This is a genomic window from Frankia sp. CpI1-P, from assembly GCF_001421075.1.
Taxonomy (GTDB): domain Bacteria; phylum Actinomycetota; class Actinomycetes; order Frankiales; family Frankiaceae; genus Frankia; species Frankia torreyi.
The window spans coordinates 27,439-45,413 of record NZ_LJJX01000042.1; the positions used below are offsets into that span (position 1 = coordinate 27,439).

The 17,975-nt window shown below is 73.6% G+C and carries 1 protein-coding gene and 10 pseudogenes; all 11 read left to right on the forward strand.

All coding sequences use genetic code 11. The features are described 5' to 3' along the window. Nucleotide 1: 1 nt before the first annotated feature. Nucleotides 2-2,802: pseudogene (locus FF86_RS55660) on the forward strand (beta-ketoacyl synthase N-terminal-like domain-containing protein); the annotation flags it as partial. 1 nt (nucleotide 2,803) lies between these two features. Then, nucleotides 2,804-3,639: pseudogene (locus tag FF86_RS55665) on the forward strand (polyketide synthase); the annotation flags it as partial. Between the two features lies 1 nt (nucleotide 3,640). Next, nucleotides 3,641-4,848, forward strand: a pseudogene (locus FF86_RS63780) (SDR family oxidoreductase); the annotation flags it as partial. A gap of 1 nt (nucleotide 4,849) precedes the next feature. Further along, nucleotides 4,850-5,986: pseudogene (locus FF86_RS67830) on the forward strand (beta-ketoacyl synthase N-terminal-like domain-containing protein); the annotation flags it as partial. Between the two features lies 1 nt (nucleotide 5,987). Continuing rightward, a pseudogene (locus tag FF86_RS67835) lies at nucleotides 5,988-6,912 on the forward strand (beta-ketoacyl synthase N-terminal-like domain-containing protein); the annotation flags it as partial. A 1-nt stretch (nucleotide 6,913) separates the two neighbouring features. After that, nucleotides 6,914-7,302: pseudogene (locus FF86_RS67840) on the forward strand (ketoacyl-synthetase C-terminal extension domain-containing protein); the annotation flags it as partial. Nucleotides 7,303-7,321: 19 nt separating this feature from the next. Continuing rightward, nucleotides 7,322-10,306: pseudogene (locus FF86_RS67845) on the forward strand (SDR family NAD(P)-dependent oxidoreductase); the annotation flags it as partial. A gap of 195 nt (nucleotides 10,307-10,501) precedes the next feature. Beyond that, nucleotides 10,502-13,390, forward strand: a pseudogene (locus FF86_RS55670) (beta-ketoacyl synthase N-terminal-like domain-containing protein); the annotation flags it as partial. Between the two features lies 1 nt (nucleotide 13,391). After that, nucleotides 13,392-15,047: pseudogene (locus tag FF86_RS55675) on the forward strand (polyketide synthase dehydratase domain-containing protein); the annotation flags it as partial. 1 nt (nucleotide 15,048) lies between these two features. Further along, nucleotides 15,049-16,551 (forward strand): annotated as a pseudogene (locus tag FF86_RS55680) (type I polyketide synthase); the annotation flags it as partial. A 1,335-nt stretch (nucleotides 16,552-17,886) separates the two neighbouring features. Further along, the coding region (gene kdpF / locus FF86_RS67850; protein WP_063925324.1) for a K(+)-transporting ATPase subunit F at nucleotides 17,887-17,975 on the forward strand (89 nt) is incomplete at its 3' end.

Below are 17,975 nucleotides of genomic sequence, written 5' to 3' on the forward strand. Positions count from 1 at the left end.
NCTGGCCGCCCTGGACGCCGCACTCCGTTGCGGCGAAGCAGCCGTGGTGCCGGTGGCGGTGGATCGCGCGGTTGTGCGCTCCCGCCTGGACGGCGTGCCCGCGCTGCTACGAGAGCTGGTGCCGCAGCGCGCGGCGACGGCGGGCGCGTCCGCGCCTGGCCGGCAGCCGGCCGAACTCGCCGCTCCCGACCGCGACCGGGCCGTGCTGGACCTGGTCCGAACCCATGTCGCCGCGGTGCTCGGACACGACGGCGGCGCGGCCATCAGCCCGCGCCGCGCGTTCGCCGACCTCGGCTTCGACTCGCTCGCCGCCGTCGAGCTGCGCAACGCCCTGCAGCGGCACCTCGGGGTGACGCTGCCGGCCACTCTCGTGTTCGACCATCCGACGCCCCGTGCCCTGGCCGACCACATCCTGGACCGGCTGTCCGGTGAGCGTGCGCCGGTGGCAGCCACCCCCGAGGCGGCCGTCCGGTCCGACGAGCCGATCGCGATCGTGGGGATGAGCTGCCGGTTCCCGGGCGGCGTCGCCTCGCCGGAGGACCTGTGGCGGCTGCTGGTCGACGGCACCGACGCGATCAGCCCGTTTCCCGCCGACCGCGGCTGGGACCTCGGCGGACTCTACGACCCCGACCGTGTCCGGCCCGCCACCAGCTACGCCCGCGAGGGCGGATTCCTGCCCGGCGCGGCGGAGTTCGACGCCGGGTTCTTCGAGATCAGCCCGCGCGAGGCGCAGGCCATGGATCCCCAGCAGCGGTTGTTGCTGGAGGTCTCGTGGGAGGCGTTGGAACGGGCGGGCATCGACCCGCACACGTTGCGCGGCAGCCGCACCGGCGTGTTCGCGGGCGTGATGTACCACGACTGGGCGACCCGGCTCGGCGCCGTGCCCGAGGACCTGGCCGGACACCTCGGCAACGGCAGCCTGGCCAGCGTGGTCTCCGGCCGGGTCGCCTACGCGCTCGGCCTGCAGGGACCGGCCGTCACGGTCGACACCGCGTGCTCGTCCTCGCTGGTCGCCCTGCACTGGGCGATCCAGGCGCTGCGCGGCGGCGAGTGCACGCTGGCGCTGGTCGGCGGCGTGACCGTGATGTCGACCCCGGACACGTTCGTCGACTTCAGCCGCCAGCGCGGACTGGCGGCCGACGGACGGTGCAAGTCGTTCGCGGCGGCGGCCGACGGCACCGGGTGGGGCGAGGGCGTCGGTGTGCTGGCCGTCGAGCGGCTGTCCGACGCCCGGCGGGCCGGCCATGAGGTGCTGGCGGTCGTGTCGGGCTCCGCCGTGAACCACGACGGGGCCAGCAACGGACTGACCGCGCCGAACGGCCTCGCCCAGCAGCGGGTCGTCCGCCAGGCGCTGGCCGCGGCCGGGCTGCGGCCGGCCGACGTGGACGCCGTGGAGGGACACGGCACCGGCACCACCCTCGGCGACCCGATCGAGGTGGGCGCGCTGCAGGCCGTGTTCGGCCAGGATCGGGACCGGCCGCTGTGGCTGGGCTCGGTCAAGTCCAACCTCGGCCACACCCAGGCCGCCGCCGGAGTCGCCGGCGTCATCAGGACCGTGCTCGCGCTACGCGCCGGCTTGCTGCCCAGGACCCTGCACGTCGACGCGCCGTCGGCCCAGGTCGACTGGTCCGCCGGGGCGGTCGCCCTGCTGACCGAGCCGCGTGCGTGGCCGGCCGGAGACCGCCCGCGCCGGGCGGGCGTGTCCTCGTTCGGCATCAGCGGCACGAACGCCCACGTCATCGTCGAGCAGGCGCCGACCGACCCGGACCTCCCCGCCGGGCCCGGCCTCCCCGTCGGGCCCGGCCTCGCGGGTCCGGCGCCGCTCGTGGTGTCCGCGCGGACCCCGGCGGCGCTGCGGGCGCAGGCCACGCGGTTGCGCGCCTGGGTGGCCGAGCGCGAGGACCTCTCCCTCGCCGCGCTGGCCCGGTCGCTGGTGGGTACCCGGGCCGCGTTCGAGTACCGGGCCGCGGTCATCGCCGGGGATCGGGACGCATGCCTGCGCGGACTGGACGCCGTGGCGGCCGGTGCGTCCTCGCCCGACGTCGTGCGCGGCACGGCGCGGGACGGCGGCCGGCTCGCCTTCGTCTTCTCCGGCCAGGGCGCCCAACGCCCGGGCATGGGGCGCGGGCTGTACGAGGCGTTCGAGGTGTTCGCGCGGTCCTTCGACGAGATCACGGACGCGCTGGCCCCCGCGTTGGACCGACCCCTGCGGGACGTGGTGTTCGGCGACCGGGCCGCCGCGGGGCCGCTGCTCGACCGCACGCGCTACACCCAGCCGGCGCTGTTCGCCGTTGAGGTGGCGCTGTTCCGGCTGGCCGAATCCTGGGGGCTCGCACCGGATCTGCTCGCCGGGCATTCGATCGGTGAACTGGCCGCCGCCCACGTCGCGGGCGTGCTCTCGCTCGACGACGCGTGCCGGCTGGTCGCCGCCCGCGGCGCGCTGATGGACGCCCTGCCCGCCGGCGGCGCCATGGTCGCCCTCACCGCGACCGAGGCCGAGGTCCGCGACCTGCTCGCCGGCCGCGAGGACCTGGTCGGCGTCGCCGCCGTCAACGGCCCGAGGTCGGTGGTGGTCTCCGGGGTGGAGTCGGCCGTGCTCGACATCGCCGCCGCCGTGCGCGAGCGCGGCGGCGAGACGCACCGCCTGCCGGTGAGCCACGCGTTCCACTCGCCGCTCATGGAGCCGATGCTCGCCGAGTTCGGCCGGATCGCGGCGGGCATCGAGTTTCGGGCACCGCGCATTCCGATCGTCTCCGCGCTGACGGGCCGTCTCGCCACCGTCGAGGAACTGTGCGCTGCGCANTACTGGGTGCGCCACGCTCGCCAGCCGGTACGGTTCGCGGACGCGGTGGACGGCCTCGTCGCCGAGGGCGTCGCCACGTTCGTCGAGATAGGCCCCGATCGGGTGCTGTCGATCCTCGGCGAGGAATGCCTGGCCGGCCGGGAGAGCGCCGTCTTCGTCCCGCTGCTGCACCGCGACCGCGACGAGACGGCGGCGGCGATGGCCGCGCTCGGTCGTCTGCACGTCCACGGCGTGCCGGTGGCGTGGCCCGAGCTGCTCGGCCGCGGCGGTGCTCGCCTCGACCTGCCCACCTACGCCTTCGAGCACACGCGGTACTGGCTCGACGCGACGCCCGCCCACGATGCCACCGGGGTCGGCCAGCTCCCGGCCGGGCATCCGATCCTCGGGGCGGTGGTCCCGTTGGCCGGTTCGCGGGAGGTGGTGCTCACCGGGCGGCTCTCCGTCGAGACCCAGCCATGGCTGGCGGACCATGCCGTAGGCGGGGCGGTGCTGCTGGCGGGTACCGGCTTCGTGGAACTCGCCCTGCGGGCGGCCGACCAGGTCGGCTGCGCGACGGTCGAGGAACTGACCCTGGCGGCGCCCCTGATGCTGCCCGAGCGGGGCGGCGTTGCGCTCCAGGTCGTGGTCGGAGCCCCGGACGGCGACCGGCGCAGCCTGTCGGTGTTCTCGCGTCCTGGCGACGCGTCGGAGGAGCAGCCCTGGACCCGGCATGCCACCGGCGTGCTCAGCCCGACGCGGCGCCCCGAGACGTTCGATCTGACCGCGTGGCCACCCGCCGGTGCCGACCCGATCGACGTGGCTGACGCCTACCAGCGGCTACGGACCCGGGGCTACGGNTACGGGCCCGCGTTCCAGGGGCTGCGGGGCGCCTGGCGGCGCGGCGACGAGGTGTTCGCCGAGGTCGCGCTCCCCGACGACGTCGCTGCCGCCTCGTTCGGCCTGCACCCGGCGCTGCTCGACGCCGCGATGCACGCCGACCTGCTCGGTGCCGTGGACGGTCCGACGCTGCTGCCGTTCGTCTGGAGCGGCGTGTCACTGCACGCGGTCGGCGCCCGCGCGCTGCGGGTTCGCATCCAGCGGCTCGACGGCGACGAGGCCAGCGCGATCCAGGTCGCCGATGCCGAGGGCCGGCCGGTCGCCTCGATCGACTCGCTGGTGTCGCGCCCGCTCACCGGCCGGCAGCTCGCGGCGGTCGCCGAGCGGGATGTCCCGTTGCTGCACGTGCAGTGGCGACCGCTGCCGGCGGCCCCGACGGTCGAGACGCCGACCGGGTGGGCGCTCCTCGGCGACGCGCGCTTGGGGGAGTTGGCGCGATACGCCGATGTCGGGGCCCTGGCGCGGGCTGTCGACGCGGGCGCGCCGGTGCCCGAGGTTGGCGTGTTCGCCTGCTTCACGTCCGGGGCCGACGCTGCGGCCGCCGCACGGGCCCTCACCACGCGGGTGCTGGCGACGGTGCAGGCATGGCTGGCCGACGACCGGTTCGCCGAGGCGCGCCTGGTCGTGCTGACCCGGGACGCCGTACCGGTCACGGGCGAGGTGGACCCGGCGCAGGCGGCGGTGTGGGGCCTGGTGCGGGCCGCCGAGGCGGAACATCCCGGCCGATTCATCCTGGTCGACCGGGCGGACGGGGCGTCGCTGGACGTCCTGCCTGCGGCGGTGGCGTCGGGAGAGTCGGAGTCGGCGATCCGCGGCACCACATGTCACGTGCCCCGGCTCGCCCCGATGCCCGGGCCGCAGCGGGATACCCGGCGGCCGTGGCGCCCCGACGGCACGGTACTGATCACCGGCGGCACCGGGGGCCTGGGCGCTTTGGTGGCGCGCCACCTGGTGCGCGAGCACGGCGTCCGGCACCTGCTGCTGGCCGGCCGACGCGGCTCCCACGCGCCGGGCGCGGCGGACCTGCGCCGGGAACTCGGTGAGGGTGGAGCCACGGTCACGCTCGCGGCATGCGACGTGTCTGACCGCGCGGCGCTGACCCGCCTGCTCGCGGACATCCCCGCACGGCATCCGCTGACCGCCGTGGTGCACGCCGCCGGTGTCGCGGANGGCGCCGTCATCGGTTCGCTCACCACCGACCAGCTCGACACCGTGCTGCAACCCAAGGCGGACGGGGCATGGCACCTGCACGAGCTAACCCGCGACCTGGACCTTGCGGCGTTCGTGCTGTTCTCCTCGGCCGGCGGCATGGTGCTCGCCGCGGGCCAGGCCAACTACGCGGCGGCCAACGCGTTCCTCGACGGCCTGGCCGCCCACCGGCGGCGCCACGGCCTGTCCGCCACGGCACTGGCCTGGGGGCTGTGGGCGCACGACACCGGGCTCGGTGGAGCGCTGCGCGAGGCCGACCTGCAGCGCATGGCCCGACTCGGCCTGCCCGCCGTGACCGTCCGGCAGGGCTTGGCGCTGCTGGACGCGGCGCTTCGCGCCGATGAGGCCGTCGTCGTGCCGCTGCCGCTGGACCTCGCCGTGCTGCGGGCTCGGACCGACGCGATTCCGCCGCTGTTGCGGAGTTTCGTCCCGGCCACCGTTCGACGTGCCGCTGCGGCTGCATCCACCGACCCGGCCCTGGCCCAGCGGCTTGAGCGGCTCTCCGAGACCGAGCGGGAGCGCGCTGTCCTCGACCTCGTCTGCACGCATGTCGCCGCCGCACTCGGCTACGGTGCCGCCGACGCGGTCGACGCGAACCGGGCGTTCAAGGAACTCGGCTTCGACTCGCTGTCCGCCGTGGAACTGCGCAACGCGCTCGGTACCGCCACCGGCCTGACCCTGCCCGCCACGCTCGTGTTCGACCACCCCACGGCCCGTGGGGTCGCAGACCATCTCCTCGGCAGGCTGGTCGGCGCCGTCGCGGCCGGCCCCGAGACCAGGCCGGCCAGGGCGGCGACGGCCCACGACGATCCGATCGTCGTCATCGGCATGGCCTGCCGCTATCCGGGCGACGTGGACACGCCCGAGGACCTGTGGCGGCTGCTGCTCGACGGCACCGACGCCGTCACCTCCTTCCCGACGAACCGAGGCTGGGACGTCGACGGTATCTACCACCCGCAGCCCGCCCGGCCGGGCCGCAGTTACACCCGCGAGGGCGGCTTCCTGCACCGGGCCGCCGAGTTCGACCCGGGTTTCTTCGGCATCGGCCCGCGCGAATCCCTCGCCATGGACCCGCAGCAGCGGCTGCTGCTCGAAGTGNCCTGGGAGGCCATCGAGCGGGCCAGGATCGACCCGCGTTCGCTGCGCTCCACCGCGACCGGGGTGTTCGCCGGGGCGATGTACGACGACTACGGCAGCAGGGCCAGGAACCCGTCCGCCGAGGTCGTCCCGTACCTGGCCAACGGCAGCTCAGGCTCCGTGGTGTCCGGGCGCATCTCCTACCTGCTCGGCCTGGAGGGACCGTCCATCACCGTCGACACGGCCTGCTCCTCGTCGCTGGTGACGCTGCACCTCGCCGCCCAGGCGCTGCGCGCCGGCGAGTGCTCGCTCGCGCTGGCCGGCGGCGTGACCGTGCTGTCGGTGCCGGACCTGTTCGTGGACTCCAGCCGACAGGGCGTGCTCGCACCCGACGGCCGGTCCAAGTCGTTCGCGTCGGCCGCGAACGGCGTGGGCTGGGCCGAGGGTGCCGGCCTGCTGCTGCTGGAACGCCTGTCGGACGCACGCCGCCACGGCCACGAGGTGCTGGCCGTCGTCCGCGGCAGCGCGGTCAACTCCGACGGCGCGTCCAACGGCCTGACCGCCCCCAACGGGCCGTCGCAGGAGCGGGTCATCCGCGCCGCGCTGGCCGCCGCGGGACTCGAGCCGTCGGAGGTGGACGCCGTCGAGGCGCACGGCTCGGGCACCCGACTCGGTGATCCGATCGAGGCCCAGGCGCTGCTGGCGACCTACGGCCAGGACCGCGATCCCGGCCGGCCGCTGTGGCTCGGCTCGGTGAAGTCGAACATCGGCCACGCGCAGGCCGCGGGCGGCGTGGCCGGGGTGATCAAAATGGTGCAGGCCATGCGGCACGGCATACTGCCGAAGTCGCTGCACGTGGACGCGGCGTCGCACCACGTGGACTGGTCGGCCGGGGCCGTCGCGCTCCTCACCGAGCAGCGGTCCTGGCCGCGGGCCGATCGACCGCGNCGGGCGGGCGTGTCCTCGTTCGGCATCAGCGGCACCAACGCCCACGTGATCCTGGAGCAGGCACCCGCGCCGAAGCCCGTCCCGGCAGTCGCGGCCGGGCCGACGGCGGTGCCGTGGGTGGTGTCCGGCCGCACCCCGGACGCCGTACGCGCGCAGGCCGATCGACTGCGCTCCCACCTGGCGGCTCGCCCGGACGTGCGCCCCGTCGACGTCGGGTTCTCGCTGGCGACCAGCCGCACGGCCTTCGAGTACCGCGGCGTCGCCCTCGGCGGCGACCGGGAGGAGCTGTTGGCCGGCCTGCGGGGCCTGACCGGCCAAGCCCCCGCCGCTCGATGGGTGACCGGTCTGGCGGACGTCTCCGGCGGCACCGTGTTCGTCTTCCCCGGCCANGGCGGCCAGTGGGCGGGTATGGCGGCCGACCTCCTCGGCCGGTCCGCGGTGTTCGCGCGGCGTCTCGCGGAATGTGAACAGGCGCTGGCGCCCTTCGTGGACTGGTCGGTCACGGCGGTGCTGTCCGGAGCGCAGGGCACCCCGTCGTGGGAGCGGGTCGACGTGGTCCAGCCGGCGTTGTGGGCGGTGATGGTGTCGCTGGCCGAACTCTGGGCGCACCACGGGGTCCGTCCGGATGCCGTGGTCGGGCACTCCCAGGGCGAGGTGGCCGCCGCGTGCGTGGCCGGAGCGCTGTCGTTGGCCGACGGGGCGCGGATCGTGGCGTTGCGCAGCCGGGCGATCGGGCACCTGGCGGGCGGGGGCGGGATGCTGTCGGTCGGGCTTGCGGCCGACGACGTCCGCACCCGTCTGGTGAAAAGCGGGGAGGACCGCGTCTGCCTGGCCGCGGAGAACGGCACCCGGTCCGTGGTGCTCTCCGGGGACGCCGACGCACTCGACGCACTGGTGGGCGAGTTCGCCGCCGAGGGGGTCCGCACCAAGCGCCTACCGGTCGACTACGCCTCCCATTCACCCCAGGTCGAGGCGCTGCGCGAACGACTGCTGGCCGACCTCGCGCCCGTCGCCCCGACCGAGCCGCGGATTCCCATGCTGTCCACCGTCACCGGCGCCTGGCTCGACGGCCCCGAACTGGACGCCGCCTACTGGTTCGCCAACCTGCGCGAGACGGTGCGCTTCGCGCCCGCGATCCGCGCGCTGGCCGGTGCGGGATACGGCGCCTTCGTCGAGGTCAGCCCGCACGCGGTGCTGACGATGAGCATGCAGGAGACCCTGGATGACATCGACCATCCGGCCGCCGTGACCGGCACGCTGCGCCGGGACTCGGGCGGCATGGCCGCGTTCACCGAGGCCGCCGCCGCCCTTCACGTCCGCGGCGTGCCGGTGGACTGGGCCGCGTTCTGTCCCGGCGGCGAGTCCGTCGACCTGCCCACCTACGCCTTCCAGCGCACGTCGTACTGGCTGGACGCCGCCGCGACCGGCGATGCGACCGGTGACGTGATCGGCGATGTGGCTGCGGCGGGACTCGGAGCCGCCGGGCATCCGCTGCTCGGCGCCGTGGTGGAACTGCCCGACTCCGACGTGGTGGTCCTCACCGGCACCCTGTCGGTCCAGCGCCAGCCATGGCTGGCCGACCACGTGCTCATGGGCAGCATGCTGCTGCCCGGCACGGCGTTCGTGGAGTTGGCGCTGCGGGCCGGGAACGAGGTGGGGTGCGACGTGGTGGAGGAGCTGACCCAGCGAACTCCGGTCGTGCTGCCCGAGCGCGGTGCGGTGGTCGTCCGGGTCGTCGTGGGAGCCCGCGAGGACGCCACGGACCGTCGCCCGCTGTCGGTGTACGCCCGGTCCCAGGACACCCCCGCGGCCGAGTGGACACTGCATGCCGCGGGCGTTCTCGCCCCCGGTGCCCGGCCCGCCGAGATCGACCTGCCCACCGAGATCGATCTGGCCGCCTGGCCCCCCGCGGGCGCCGAACGAATCGACCTCACCGGCGTCTACGACGACCTAGCCGCCCTGGGCTTCAGCTACGGCCCGACGTTCCAGGGCATGCGGGCCGTGTGGCGCCGCGACGACGAGGTGTTCGCCCAGATCGCCCTGCCGCAAGGCGCTGCCCCGGGGGCGTACGGCGTCCATCCCGCCCTGCTCGACTCGGCGCTCGGGGCGATGGACTTCCTCGCGGGTGGCCCGGCGACGTTCACCGAGACGACGATCCCCTTCGCCTGGCACGGCGTCTCGCTGTACCGGGCGGGAGCGGCGGCGCTGCGGGTACGGGTCCGCCGTGCCCCCGGCGACAACGCCGCCGAACTGTTGATCGCCGACGACCAGGGTGCGCCAGTGGCCCGCATCGCGTCCCTGGTGACCAGGCCGGTAACGGCCGATCACCTCGGCGGGCCGCGCCCCTTGTACCGGATCGAGTGGAACCCGCCGGCGGCTGTCCCGTCGGCGTCCCTCCCGGCTGGGTGCGCGGTGCTGGGGGCCGACGGACTGGGCACCGACGGCCTGGGCCTGGGCCTGCCCGTCTTCCCGGACCTCGCCTCCCTGCTGGCGGCGGACCGCCCCGCGGACGTCGTGCTCCTGTCGTGCCCGCCGGACGACGGCGACGGCGACCTGCCCGCCGCCGTCCGCGCCGCCACGCTGCGGACGCTCGACGCCGTCCGGGCCTGGCTGGCCGAGCCGCGTTGCGCGGCGCAGCGGCTCGTCGTGGTGACCCGGCGAGCGGTGGCCACCGGGCCGGGGGAGAGCCCGGATCTGACGCAGGCACCGCTGTGGGGCCTGGTCCGTGCGGCGCAGGCGGAGAACCCGGGACGCCTGCTGCTGGTCGACGTCGACGACACGGACGCGTCTCGGCGGGCGCTGGCCGCGGCGGTGGCCTGCGGCGAGCCGGAGTCGGCCGTACGCGCTGGCGAGGTCCGCGTTCCCCGGCTGCGGCGCGCGTCCGCGACCGGCGCGGCGCCCGGCTGGAACCCGAACGGCACGGTGCTGATCACCGGGGGACTGGGCCTGCTGGGCGGGCTGCTCGCCCGGCACCTGGTGACCGAACACGGCGTCGGGCATCTGCTGCTGGTCGGCCGCCGGGGCATGCGGGCCCGCGGCGCGGCGCAGCTGTGCGCGGAACTGACCGATCTCGGCGCCGTCGTGACCGTCACCGCCTGTGATGCCGCCGACCGCGACGCGCTGGCCCGACTGCTCGGGCGGATCCCCGCGGAGCATCCGCTCACCGCCGTCGTCCACGCCGCCGGTCTGATGGACGGCGGTGTGCTGGACACGCTGACTCCTCGTCAGATCGACTCCGTGATGCGGCCTAAAGTGGATGCCGCGTGGCACCTGCACGAGCTCACCGCAGGCCTCGGCCTGGCCGCGTTCGTGACGTACTCGTCGATCGGCGGACTGGTGCTGGCGGCCGGTCAGGCGAACTACGCCGCCGCCAACGTGTTCCTCGACGCCTTGGCCGCGCATCGGCGGGCCCGGGGCCTGCCGGCCACCTCGCTGGCCTGGGGGCCGTGGCAGGGCACCGAGGACACCGTCGACCTCGACCGCCTGCGCCGCGCGGGCATCGTCGAGTTCACCGCCGCCGAGGGACTGGCCCTGTTCGACGCGGCCATGGATACCGGCGACGCGGTCCTGGTCCCGGTGAAACTGGAGGTGGGAGCCCTGCGCGGCCGATCCGAGCCGCCCGCGCTGCTGCGCGAGCTGATTGCCGGCCACGCGCGGCCCCAGGCCATCGGGCCGACCGACCACCTCACCGCGGCCACGTCGCTCGAAGATCGGCTCGCCTCGTTGTCCCGCAGGGAGCGGGAGCGGGCGGTACTCGATCTCGTCCGCGGTCACACCGCCGCCGTACTCGGCCACGCCGGCGCCGGGGACGTCCTGGCCACCACCGGGTTCACCGACCTCGGCATCGACTCGCTGGCCGCCCTGGAGCTGCGCAACCGGCTCGGTCCGGCCACCGGCCTGCGGCTGCCGGCCACTGTCGTCTTCGACCACCCCGACCCGGTGCGCCTGGCCAGGCACCTGCTGGCCGAGCTGTTCCCCGACGAGGACGTGACGGCAACCCGTCCGGAGGTTCGTCCGGCGGTTCGTTCGGCGATCGAGGACATGGACGTGGACGAGTTGGTGCGCTCGGCCTTCGCGCGGGACGACCGGACGGGAGAGCACGCGTGAACCAGACCACTGGCCGCGACGGAACCGGCCGCGACGGAACCGGCCGCGACAGAGTCGTCGCGGCGCTGCGTCGCACCCTGCTCGAGAACGAGCGGCTGCGTCAGGAGAACGACCGGCTCACCGCGTCGACCGCCGAGCCGGTCGCGATCGTGGGAATGGCGTGCCGCTACCCCGGCGGCGTGGCCTCTCCGGAGGACCTGTGGCGGCTGGTCACCGATGACGTGGTCGCCATCGGCGCGTTCCCGGACGATCGTGGCTGGGACCTCGCGCAGCTGTACGACCCCGAGCCGGGGGTGAAGGGAAAAAGCTGTTCCCGGCATGGCGGATTCCTCGATGGAGCGGGCGATTTCGACCCGGCGTTCTTCGGGATCTCGCCGCGCGAGGCGCTGGCGATGGATCCGCAGCAGCGGCTGCTACTGGAGATCGCCTGGGAGGCGCTGGAACATGCCGGGATCGTTCCCGACGCGTTGCGCGGCAGCCATACCGGTGTGTTCGCCGGCGTCATGTACCACGACTACGGCACCGGGAGCAGCGACGGCAGCCTGGTGTCGGGGCGAATCTCCTACACGTTGGGCCTCGAGGGCCCGGCCGTCACGGTGGACACGGCGTGCTCATCGTCGCTGGTGGCCCTGGACCTCGCGACGCGGTCGCTGCGCCGCGGCGAGTGCACCCTGGCCCTCGCCGGGGGAGTGACGGTGATGGCCGCACCCGACATGTTCGTGTACTTCAGCGAACAGCGCGGCCTGGCCCCGGACGGCCGGTGCAAGTCGTTCGCGGGCGCGGCGGACGGCGTCGGGTGCTCGGAGGGCGCGGGCATCCTGCTGCTGGAGCGCCTGTCGGACGCGCGCCGCAACGGTCACGAGGTCCTGGCGGTGGTACGGGGCACAGCGCTGAACCAGGACGGTGCCAGCAGCGGCTTCACCATTCCGAACGGGCCTTCGCAGCGGCGCGTGATCCGTGCCGCGCTGGCCGACGCCGGGTTGTCCGGCGCCGAGGTGGATGCGGTGGAGGCGCACGGCACGGGCACCCGGCTCGGTGACCCGATCGAGGCCCAGGCGTTGCTGGCGACCTACGGTCAGGACCGCGACCAGCCCTTGTGGCTGGGGTCGTTGAAGTCGAACATCGGCCATACCCAGGCCGCCGCGGGCGTGGCCGGGGTGATCAAGACGGTGCAGGCGATACGGCACGGCGTGCTCCCGCGCACCCTGCACGTGGACGAGCCGACCCCCCGGGTGGACTGGTCGACCGGGGCGGTCGAACTGCTCACCGAACAGCGGCCATGGCCGCGCACCGGCCGTCCGCGCCGCGCCGGAGTGTCGTCCTTCGGCCTCAGTGGCACCAACGCCCACGTCATCCTCGAACAGGCCCCTGATGCGGAAGTGACACCGGACGTCGGTCGGTCACCGCTGCCGATCGTGCCGTGGGTGCTGTCCGGCCATACCGCCGAAGCCCTGCGCGACCAGGCGGCCCGCCTGGCACCGCACCCGGCGGACCCGGCGGACACCGGGTTCTCGCTGGCCGTCGCGCGATCCGCGTTTACGCACCGCGCCGTCATCCTCGGCGCAGACCGGGACGAGCTGGCGGTCGGGCTGCGTGCACTCGCGGCGGGCGCAGACTGCCCGACGGTCGTCCACGGCATCGCTCGGCCGGACGGGATGACCGCGTTCCTGTTCACCGGCCAGGGGTCCCAGCGTGTGGGCATGGGGCGTGAACTGGCCGAGCACCACCCCGCGTTCCGCGACGCCTTCGACGAGACGTGCGCCGCCCTGGACCGGCATCTGGACCGGCCCTTGCGGGACGTCGTGGCGACGGACGCCGCCGCGCTCGACCAGACCGCGTACGCCCAGCCCGCGTTGTTCGCGCTGGAGGTGGCGCTGTTCCGCCTGGTGGAGTCCTGGGGGCTGCGGCCGGACTTCGTCGCCGGGCATTCGATCGGGGAGCTCGCCGCGGCACACGTGGCCGGGGTCTGGTCCCTGGCGGACGCGTGCGCGCTGGTGGCCGCTCGCGGCAGGTTGATGCAGGCGCTGCCCGAGGACGGCGCGATGGTGGCGGTCGAGGCCGCCGAGGATGAGGTACGGGCCCTGCTGCCCGACGACGTGGATGTGGCGGCGGTGAACGGCCCGCGGTCCGTGGTGGTCTCCGGGGCGCGCGAATCGGTGCTCGCCGTCGCCGCCCGCCTGTCGCGAGGTGGACGGCGAACCCGGCACCTGCGGGTGTCGCACGCCTTCCACTCACCGCTGATGGAGCCGGTGCTCGACGAATTTCGTGCCTTGGCCCGAGGGCTGGCCTATGCGGTTCCGCGCGTCCCGATCGTGACGAACGTGACGGGGAAACCGGCCGCGGCGGACGAGGTGTGCGACCCCGAGTACTNGGTGCGGCACGTGCGGGCGACCGTACGGTTCTGCGACGGCATCCGCCTCCTGGAAGCCGAAGGCGTCACCAGATTCCTGGAACTCGGCCCGGACGGGGCGCTGTCCGCCCTGGGACAGGACTGCCTGACCGGCGACCGCGCCGCCGTCTTCGTTCCGCTGCTGCACCGTTACCGTGGCGAGGCTCGGCAGACGGCCACCGCCGTCGCATCCGCGTACGCCCACGGCGCCCCTGTGTCGTGGGCGAAGTTCTTCGCCGCAAGCGGCGCACGCCGCGTCCCCCTGCCGACATACGCCTTCCAGCGGCAGCGCTACTGGACCGACGCCCGCACGGTGACCGATGCCCGCACGGTGACCGATGCCCGCACGGTGACCGATGCCCGCACGGTGACCGGCGGCCTGGCTCGCGCAATCGGACAGGCTCCGGCCGAACACCCGCTGCTGGGCGCGGTCGTCGAACTACCGGACGGCGGCGTCCTGATGACCGGCCACCTGTCCCCAGGTACGCAGCCGTGGCTGGCCGACCACGTCGTCCAGGGCATGGTGGTACTGCCCGGCACCGTGTTCGTGGAGCTGGCGATCCGAGCCGGTGAGGAAGTCGGTTGCGGGCACCTCGCGGAACTGACCCTCGAATCCCTGCTGGTGCTGCCCGAGGACGGCGGCGTGCGCGTTCAGGTCTCCGTCGGCGTCGAGGACGCCGCGGGCAGACGTCCCGTCACCGTCCACGCCCGCGCCGAGGACACCGCGCCGTGGGCGCGCCACGCCGGCGGATTCCTCACCGCGCAGCAGCGGGAACCGGCGCCCGTGTCCACGACCTGGCCGCCGCCGGACGCGACGCCCATCGATCTGACGGACCGTTACGACGAACTCGCCCGGCAGGGATTCGACTACGGCCCGGCCTTCCGCGGCCTGCGGGCGGCGTGGGCCCACGGTGACACGATCTTCGCCGAAGTCGGCCTGCCGCAGGCCGAACAGGACTCCGGCGCGCGCTTCGGCGTCCACCCCGCCCTGCTCGACGCCGCCCTCCACACGATCGGTCTCGCCGGCCCGACCGCCGACCGCCCCATGCTGCCGTTCGCCTGGTCCGGCGTGACCGCGTACCTGACCGGTGCGCCGATGCTGCGCGTGCGGATCGCGCCGGCCGGCGGCGGGAACGGTGAGAACGGTGGGAACGATGAGAACGCGGTCAGCCTGACCGCGTACTCCCCGAGCGGCCAGCTCGTCCTTTGCGCCGACTCGTTGACATTGCGTCCGATCTCCGCAGCGACCCTGACGGTCCGTCAGAAGCACATGTTCCAGGTCGACTGGATTCCCTGGACGGCGAGGCAGATGCCGCCCGCGATCGGTGACTGTGCGGTTCTCGGGCCGGACGTCCTCGGGCTGGCCGCGGCGATTGCGGACGCGGGCGGCGCCGTGCGCCCGTACGAGCAGGGCGTGGCGCCGGCGGTCGTGTTCACCCCCTGCGTCACACCGCACCCGTCCACGGCGGACGTGGCGGGTGCGGCGCGGGAGGCCGCGGACCGAGTGCTCGCCTCGGCCCAGTTCTGGGTGACCGACGAACGCCTCGCCCGCGCCCGGCTCGTCCTGGTTACCCGTGGTGCCATCGCGACGGCAGCGCGGGAGAACATCGCGGACCTGGTCCAGTCACCGGTGTGGGGNGTCATCCGGACGGCGCAGCTGGAGTATCCCGAGCGATTCGTCCTGCTGGACGTTGACGACCACGCCATCCCGATGTCGGCGGTGCTCGCCGCCGTAGGCGCCGGACAGTCGCAGCTGGCGGTGCGTGAAGGCCGGATCCTCGTCCCCCGACTGGCGCGGGCCGCGTCTGTCGAGCCGACCGCCCCGGCCCTGTCGGTCGGCGACGGCACGGTTCTGATCACTGGCGGCACCGGAGGCATCGGCCGACACGTTGCCCGGCACCTGGTGGCCGAGCATGGCGTGCGGCACCTGCTGCTGACCGGCCGTCGGGGCATCGCCGCCCCCGGTGCCGCCGATCTGCGTGCGGAACTGACCGCGCTCGGCGCCCGCGTGACCGTGGCCGCGTGCGATGTCGGCGACCGTGAGGCGTTGCGGCGGCTGCTCTCGCAGGTACCGGACACGACCCCGCTACGCGCGGTCGTCCACACGGCCGGCATTGTGGACGACGGCATCCTCACCGCACTGACCCCCCGGCGCATGGCCGACGTGCTGCGGCCCAAGGCCGACGCGGCATGGCACCTGCACGAGCTCACCCGCGACCTGGACCTGTCGGCCTTCGTCCTGTTCTCCTCCGGCGGCGGCACGCTCGGCGCCCCCGGACAGGCCAACTACGCGGCGGCCAACACGTTCCTGGACGCCCTGGCGCACTACCGCGCCGCACGGGGACTTCCCGCCGTCTCGCTGGCCTGGGGCATGTGGTCCGACGGCGGCATGACCGCCGGCCTCGGCGGAACCGACGTGATCCGGATGGCGCGCACCGGCGTGCTCGGGCTGGCCACGCCGGACGCGCTGGCCCTGTTGGACCGCGCGCTGCGTTCGGACCGGCCGACGTGGGTGCCGATGCGCATGGACCTCGCGACGGTGCGTTCCGGCCCGGATGGCGTCCCCACGTTGCTGCGCGAGCTGGTCCGCACGCCGGCGAGGCGTCGCTTCGACGCGGGCGACACCGACACCCAGCGGTCGCGGCTGGCGCAGCTGACCGGCAAGGACCTCGACGAGGCTCTGCTGGACCTCGTGTGCCGGACCGCGGCCTTCGTGCTGGGCCACGAGCGGCCGGACGCGATCGACCCCGACAGGGGCTTCGTCGATCTCGGTTTCGACTCGCTCACCGCGATCGAGTGCCGCAACCAGCTCGCCGCCGCCACCGGACAGCGCCTGCCCGCCACCCTGATCTTCGACTACCCCTCGGCCACGGCCCTGGCCGAGCGTCTGCGGCTCGGCCTGGCCGTGGACGAGACGGCGGGACCGGCGCGCTCGGTCGAGGAACACCTCACAGCCCTGGAGTCCGCACTGGCCGCGACGCGGCCGGACGGCGCCGACCTGTCCCGCATCGGTGAACGCCTGCGGCTGCTGGCCACCGTCTGGACCGATGCCCGCCAGGCCGCCAGCCATGACGACGACCTTCGCACTGTCACGGCGGACGAACTCTTCGACATCCTCGACGGCGAACTTGGACCGTCCTGACGCACGCCGAAAGCAAGGAGATCGAGATGACTCAGAGCGCCGTCGAGACGACACCGGTACCGGGTTGGCTGCTCGACATCTACCATGACATCGACACCCAGCAGTTCAGCGCCGGTTTCGCCTGCTACGCCGACGATGCCGAGATGTATTTCGGCACAACACACATCCGCGGGGTTGATGCGATCAGGGCGTTCCTGCGCGAGCTCGACACCCCGCTGACCACTCTNCACACCGTGTTCGAGTTCTGGGATCTGGGTGGAGTAAAGATTGTCCGAGGTGAGGCCCTCATCGCCGAGAAGGTCGCGCCGGAGAACGTGTCGACCATGCCCTTCGTTCATTTGTTCTACATGTCTGACGTCGACCCTGCCCTCGTGTGCGTGCACCGGGCCGTTGTCGGCCCGGCGGACACCGACGAATTGACGTGACCGGGCTATTCTTTATAGCTCCCGGGGGTGGTGAACGCGGCCTCACAGTGAGCCTTTCCCGGTAACCGTCCGGTACGCTTCGTGATTCACGGCGATGTGGCCGCGGTGTGGTGGTCAGGTGGTACGGCGGTGCTCGGTGTGGAGGATCACGAGGGTGGCGGCGGCGACCACTTCCCGCTCCTGGCGACCGGCACCGGGAGATCCCCGGCCTGGACTCGTGTCCTCCGATGGACGGGGCTGGNTTGTGGTCGGTGCTGCCGGCCAGCCAGCAGGCGGCGACGGATGTGATCCCTGCCAGGGGCTGGCCGCCGGTCGCCCGAAGAGCCTCGCCTCTGAGCCGAGATCGCCACGTGACGGCTGGCTGCTCGTAGCGCCTCACACACCGGACTCCTTGTCTCCCGTGCGCCAGTGGAGATCCAGGCCGATGGGTGAAACGTGCTCGACATCACCTCCAAGGCGTGCACAGAGAGACATGGCGCACCTACGGATTCCGACCGGCGCGCTATCGGTGTTAATGAGCCGTTGACATCTCCGGATAAGGCGTCATTAGAGCGTTAGTATCGCTGGCCGGCCAGCGCNGACAGCTCCATACTTGCGGCTGCCGCCGGATGGGCGGGACGTATGGGAATGGGTGAGCGGGGGTCCGACATTGTCAGCCTTGTCGGTTGACGCGGGACGACTTCCTGCAGTGTCGTGGCCACGAGTATCGCGGCGTCCTCCACGGTGCGCGGAGCTATTTCCGGAGGCTGGGAGTATGGTCTCCCGCGGATTTTCTCCAGGCGTGGCCGCCAATTCCGATATGATCGATCTTGAAAGTCAGGAGTTCTCGCGTGCGTGACATTGTCTTCGTACTGCTGACCCTCGCGGTCTTCGCAGTACTGGCGCTGGTCGTCAGGGCGGTGGAGAAGCTGTGAGCGCCGAGAACGTCGCGGGTCTCGTCATCGCCGTCGTCCTCACCGTCTTCCTGGTGGTGGCCCTGCTGTTTCCGGAGCGTTTCTA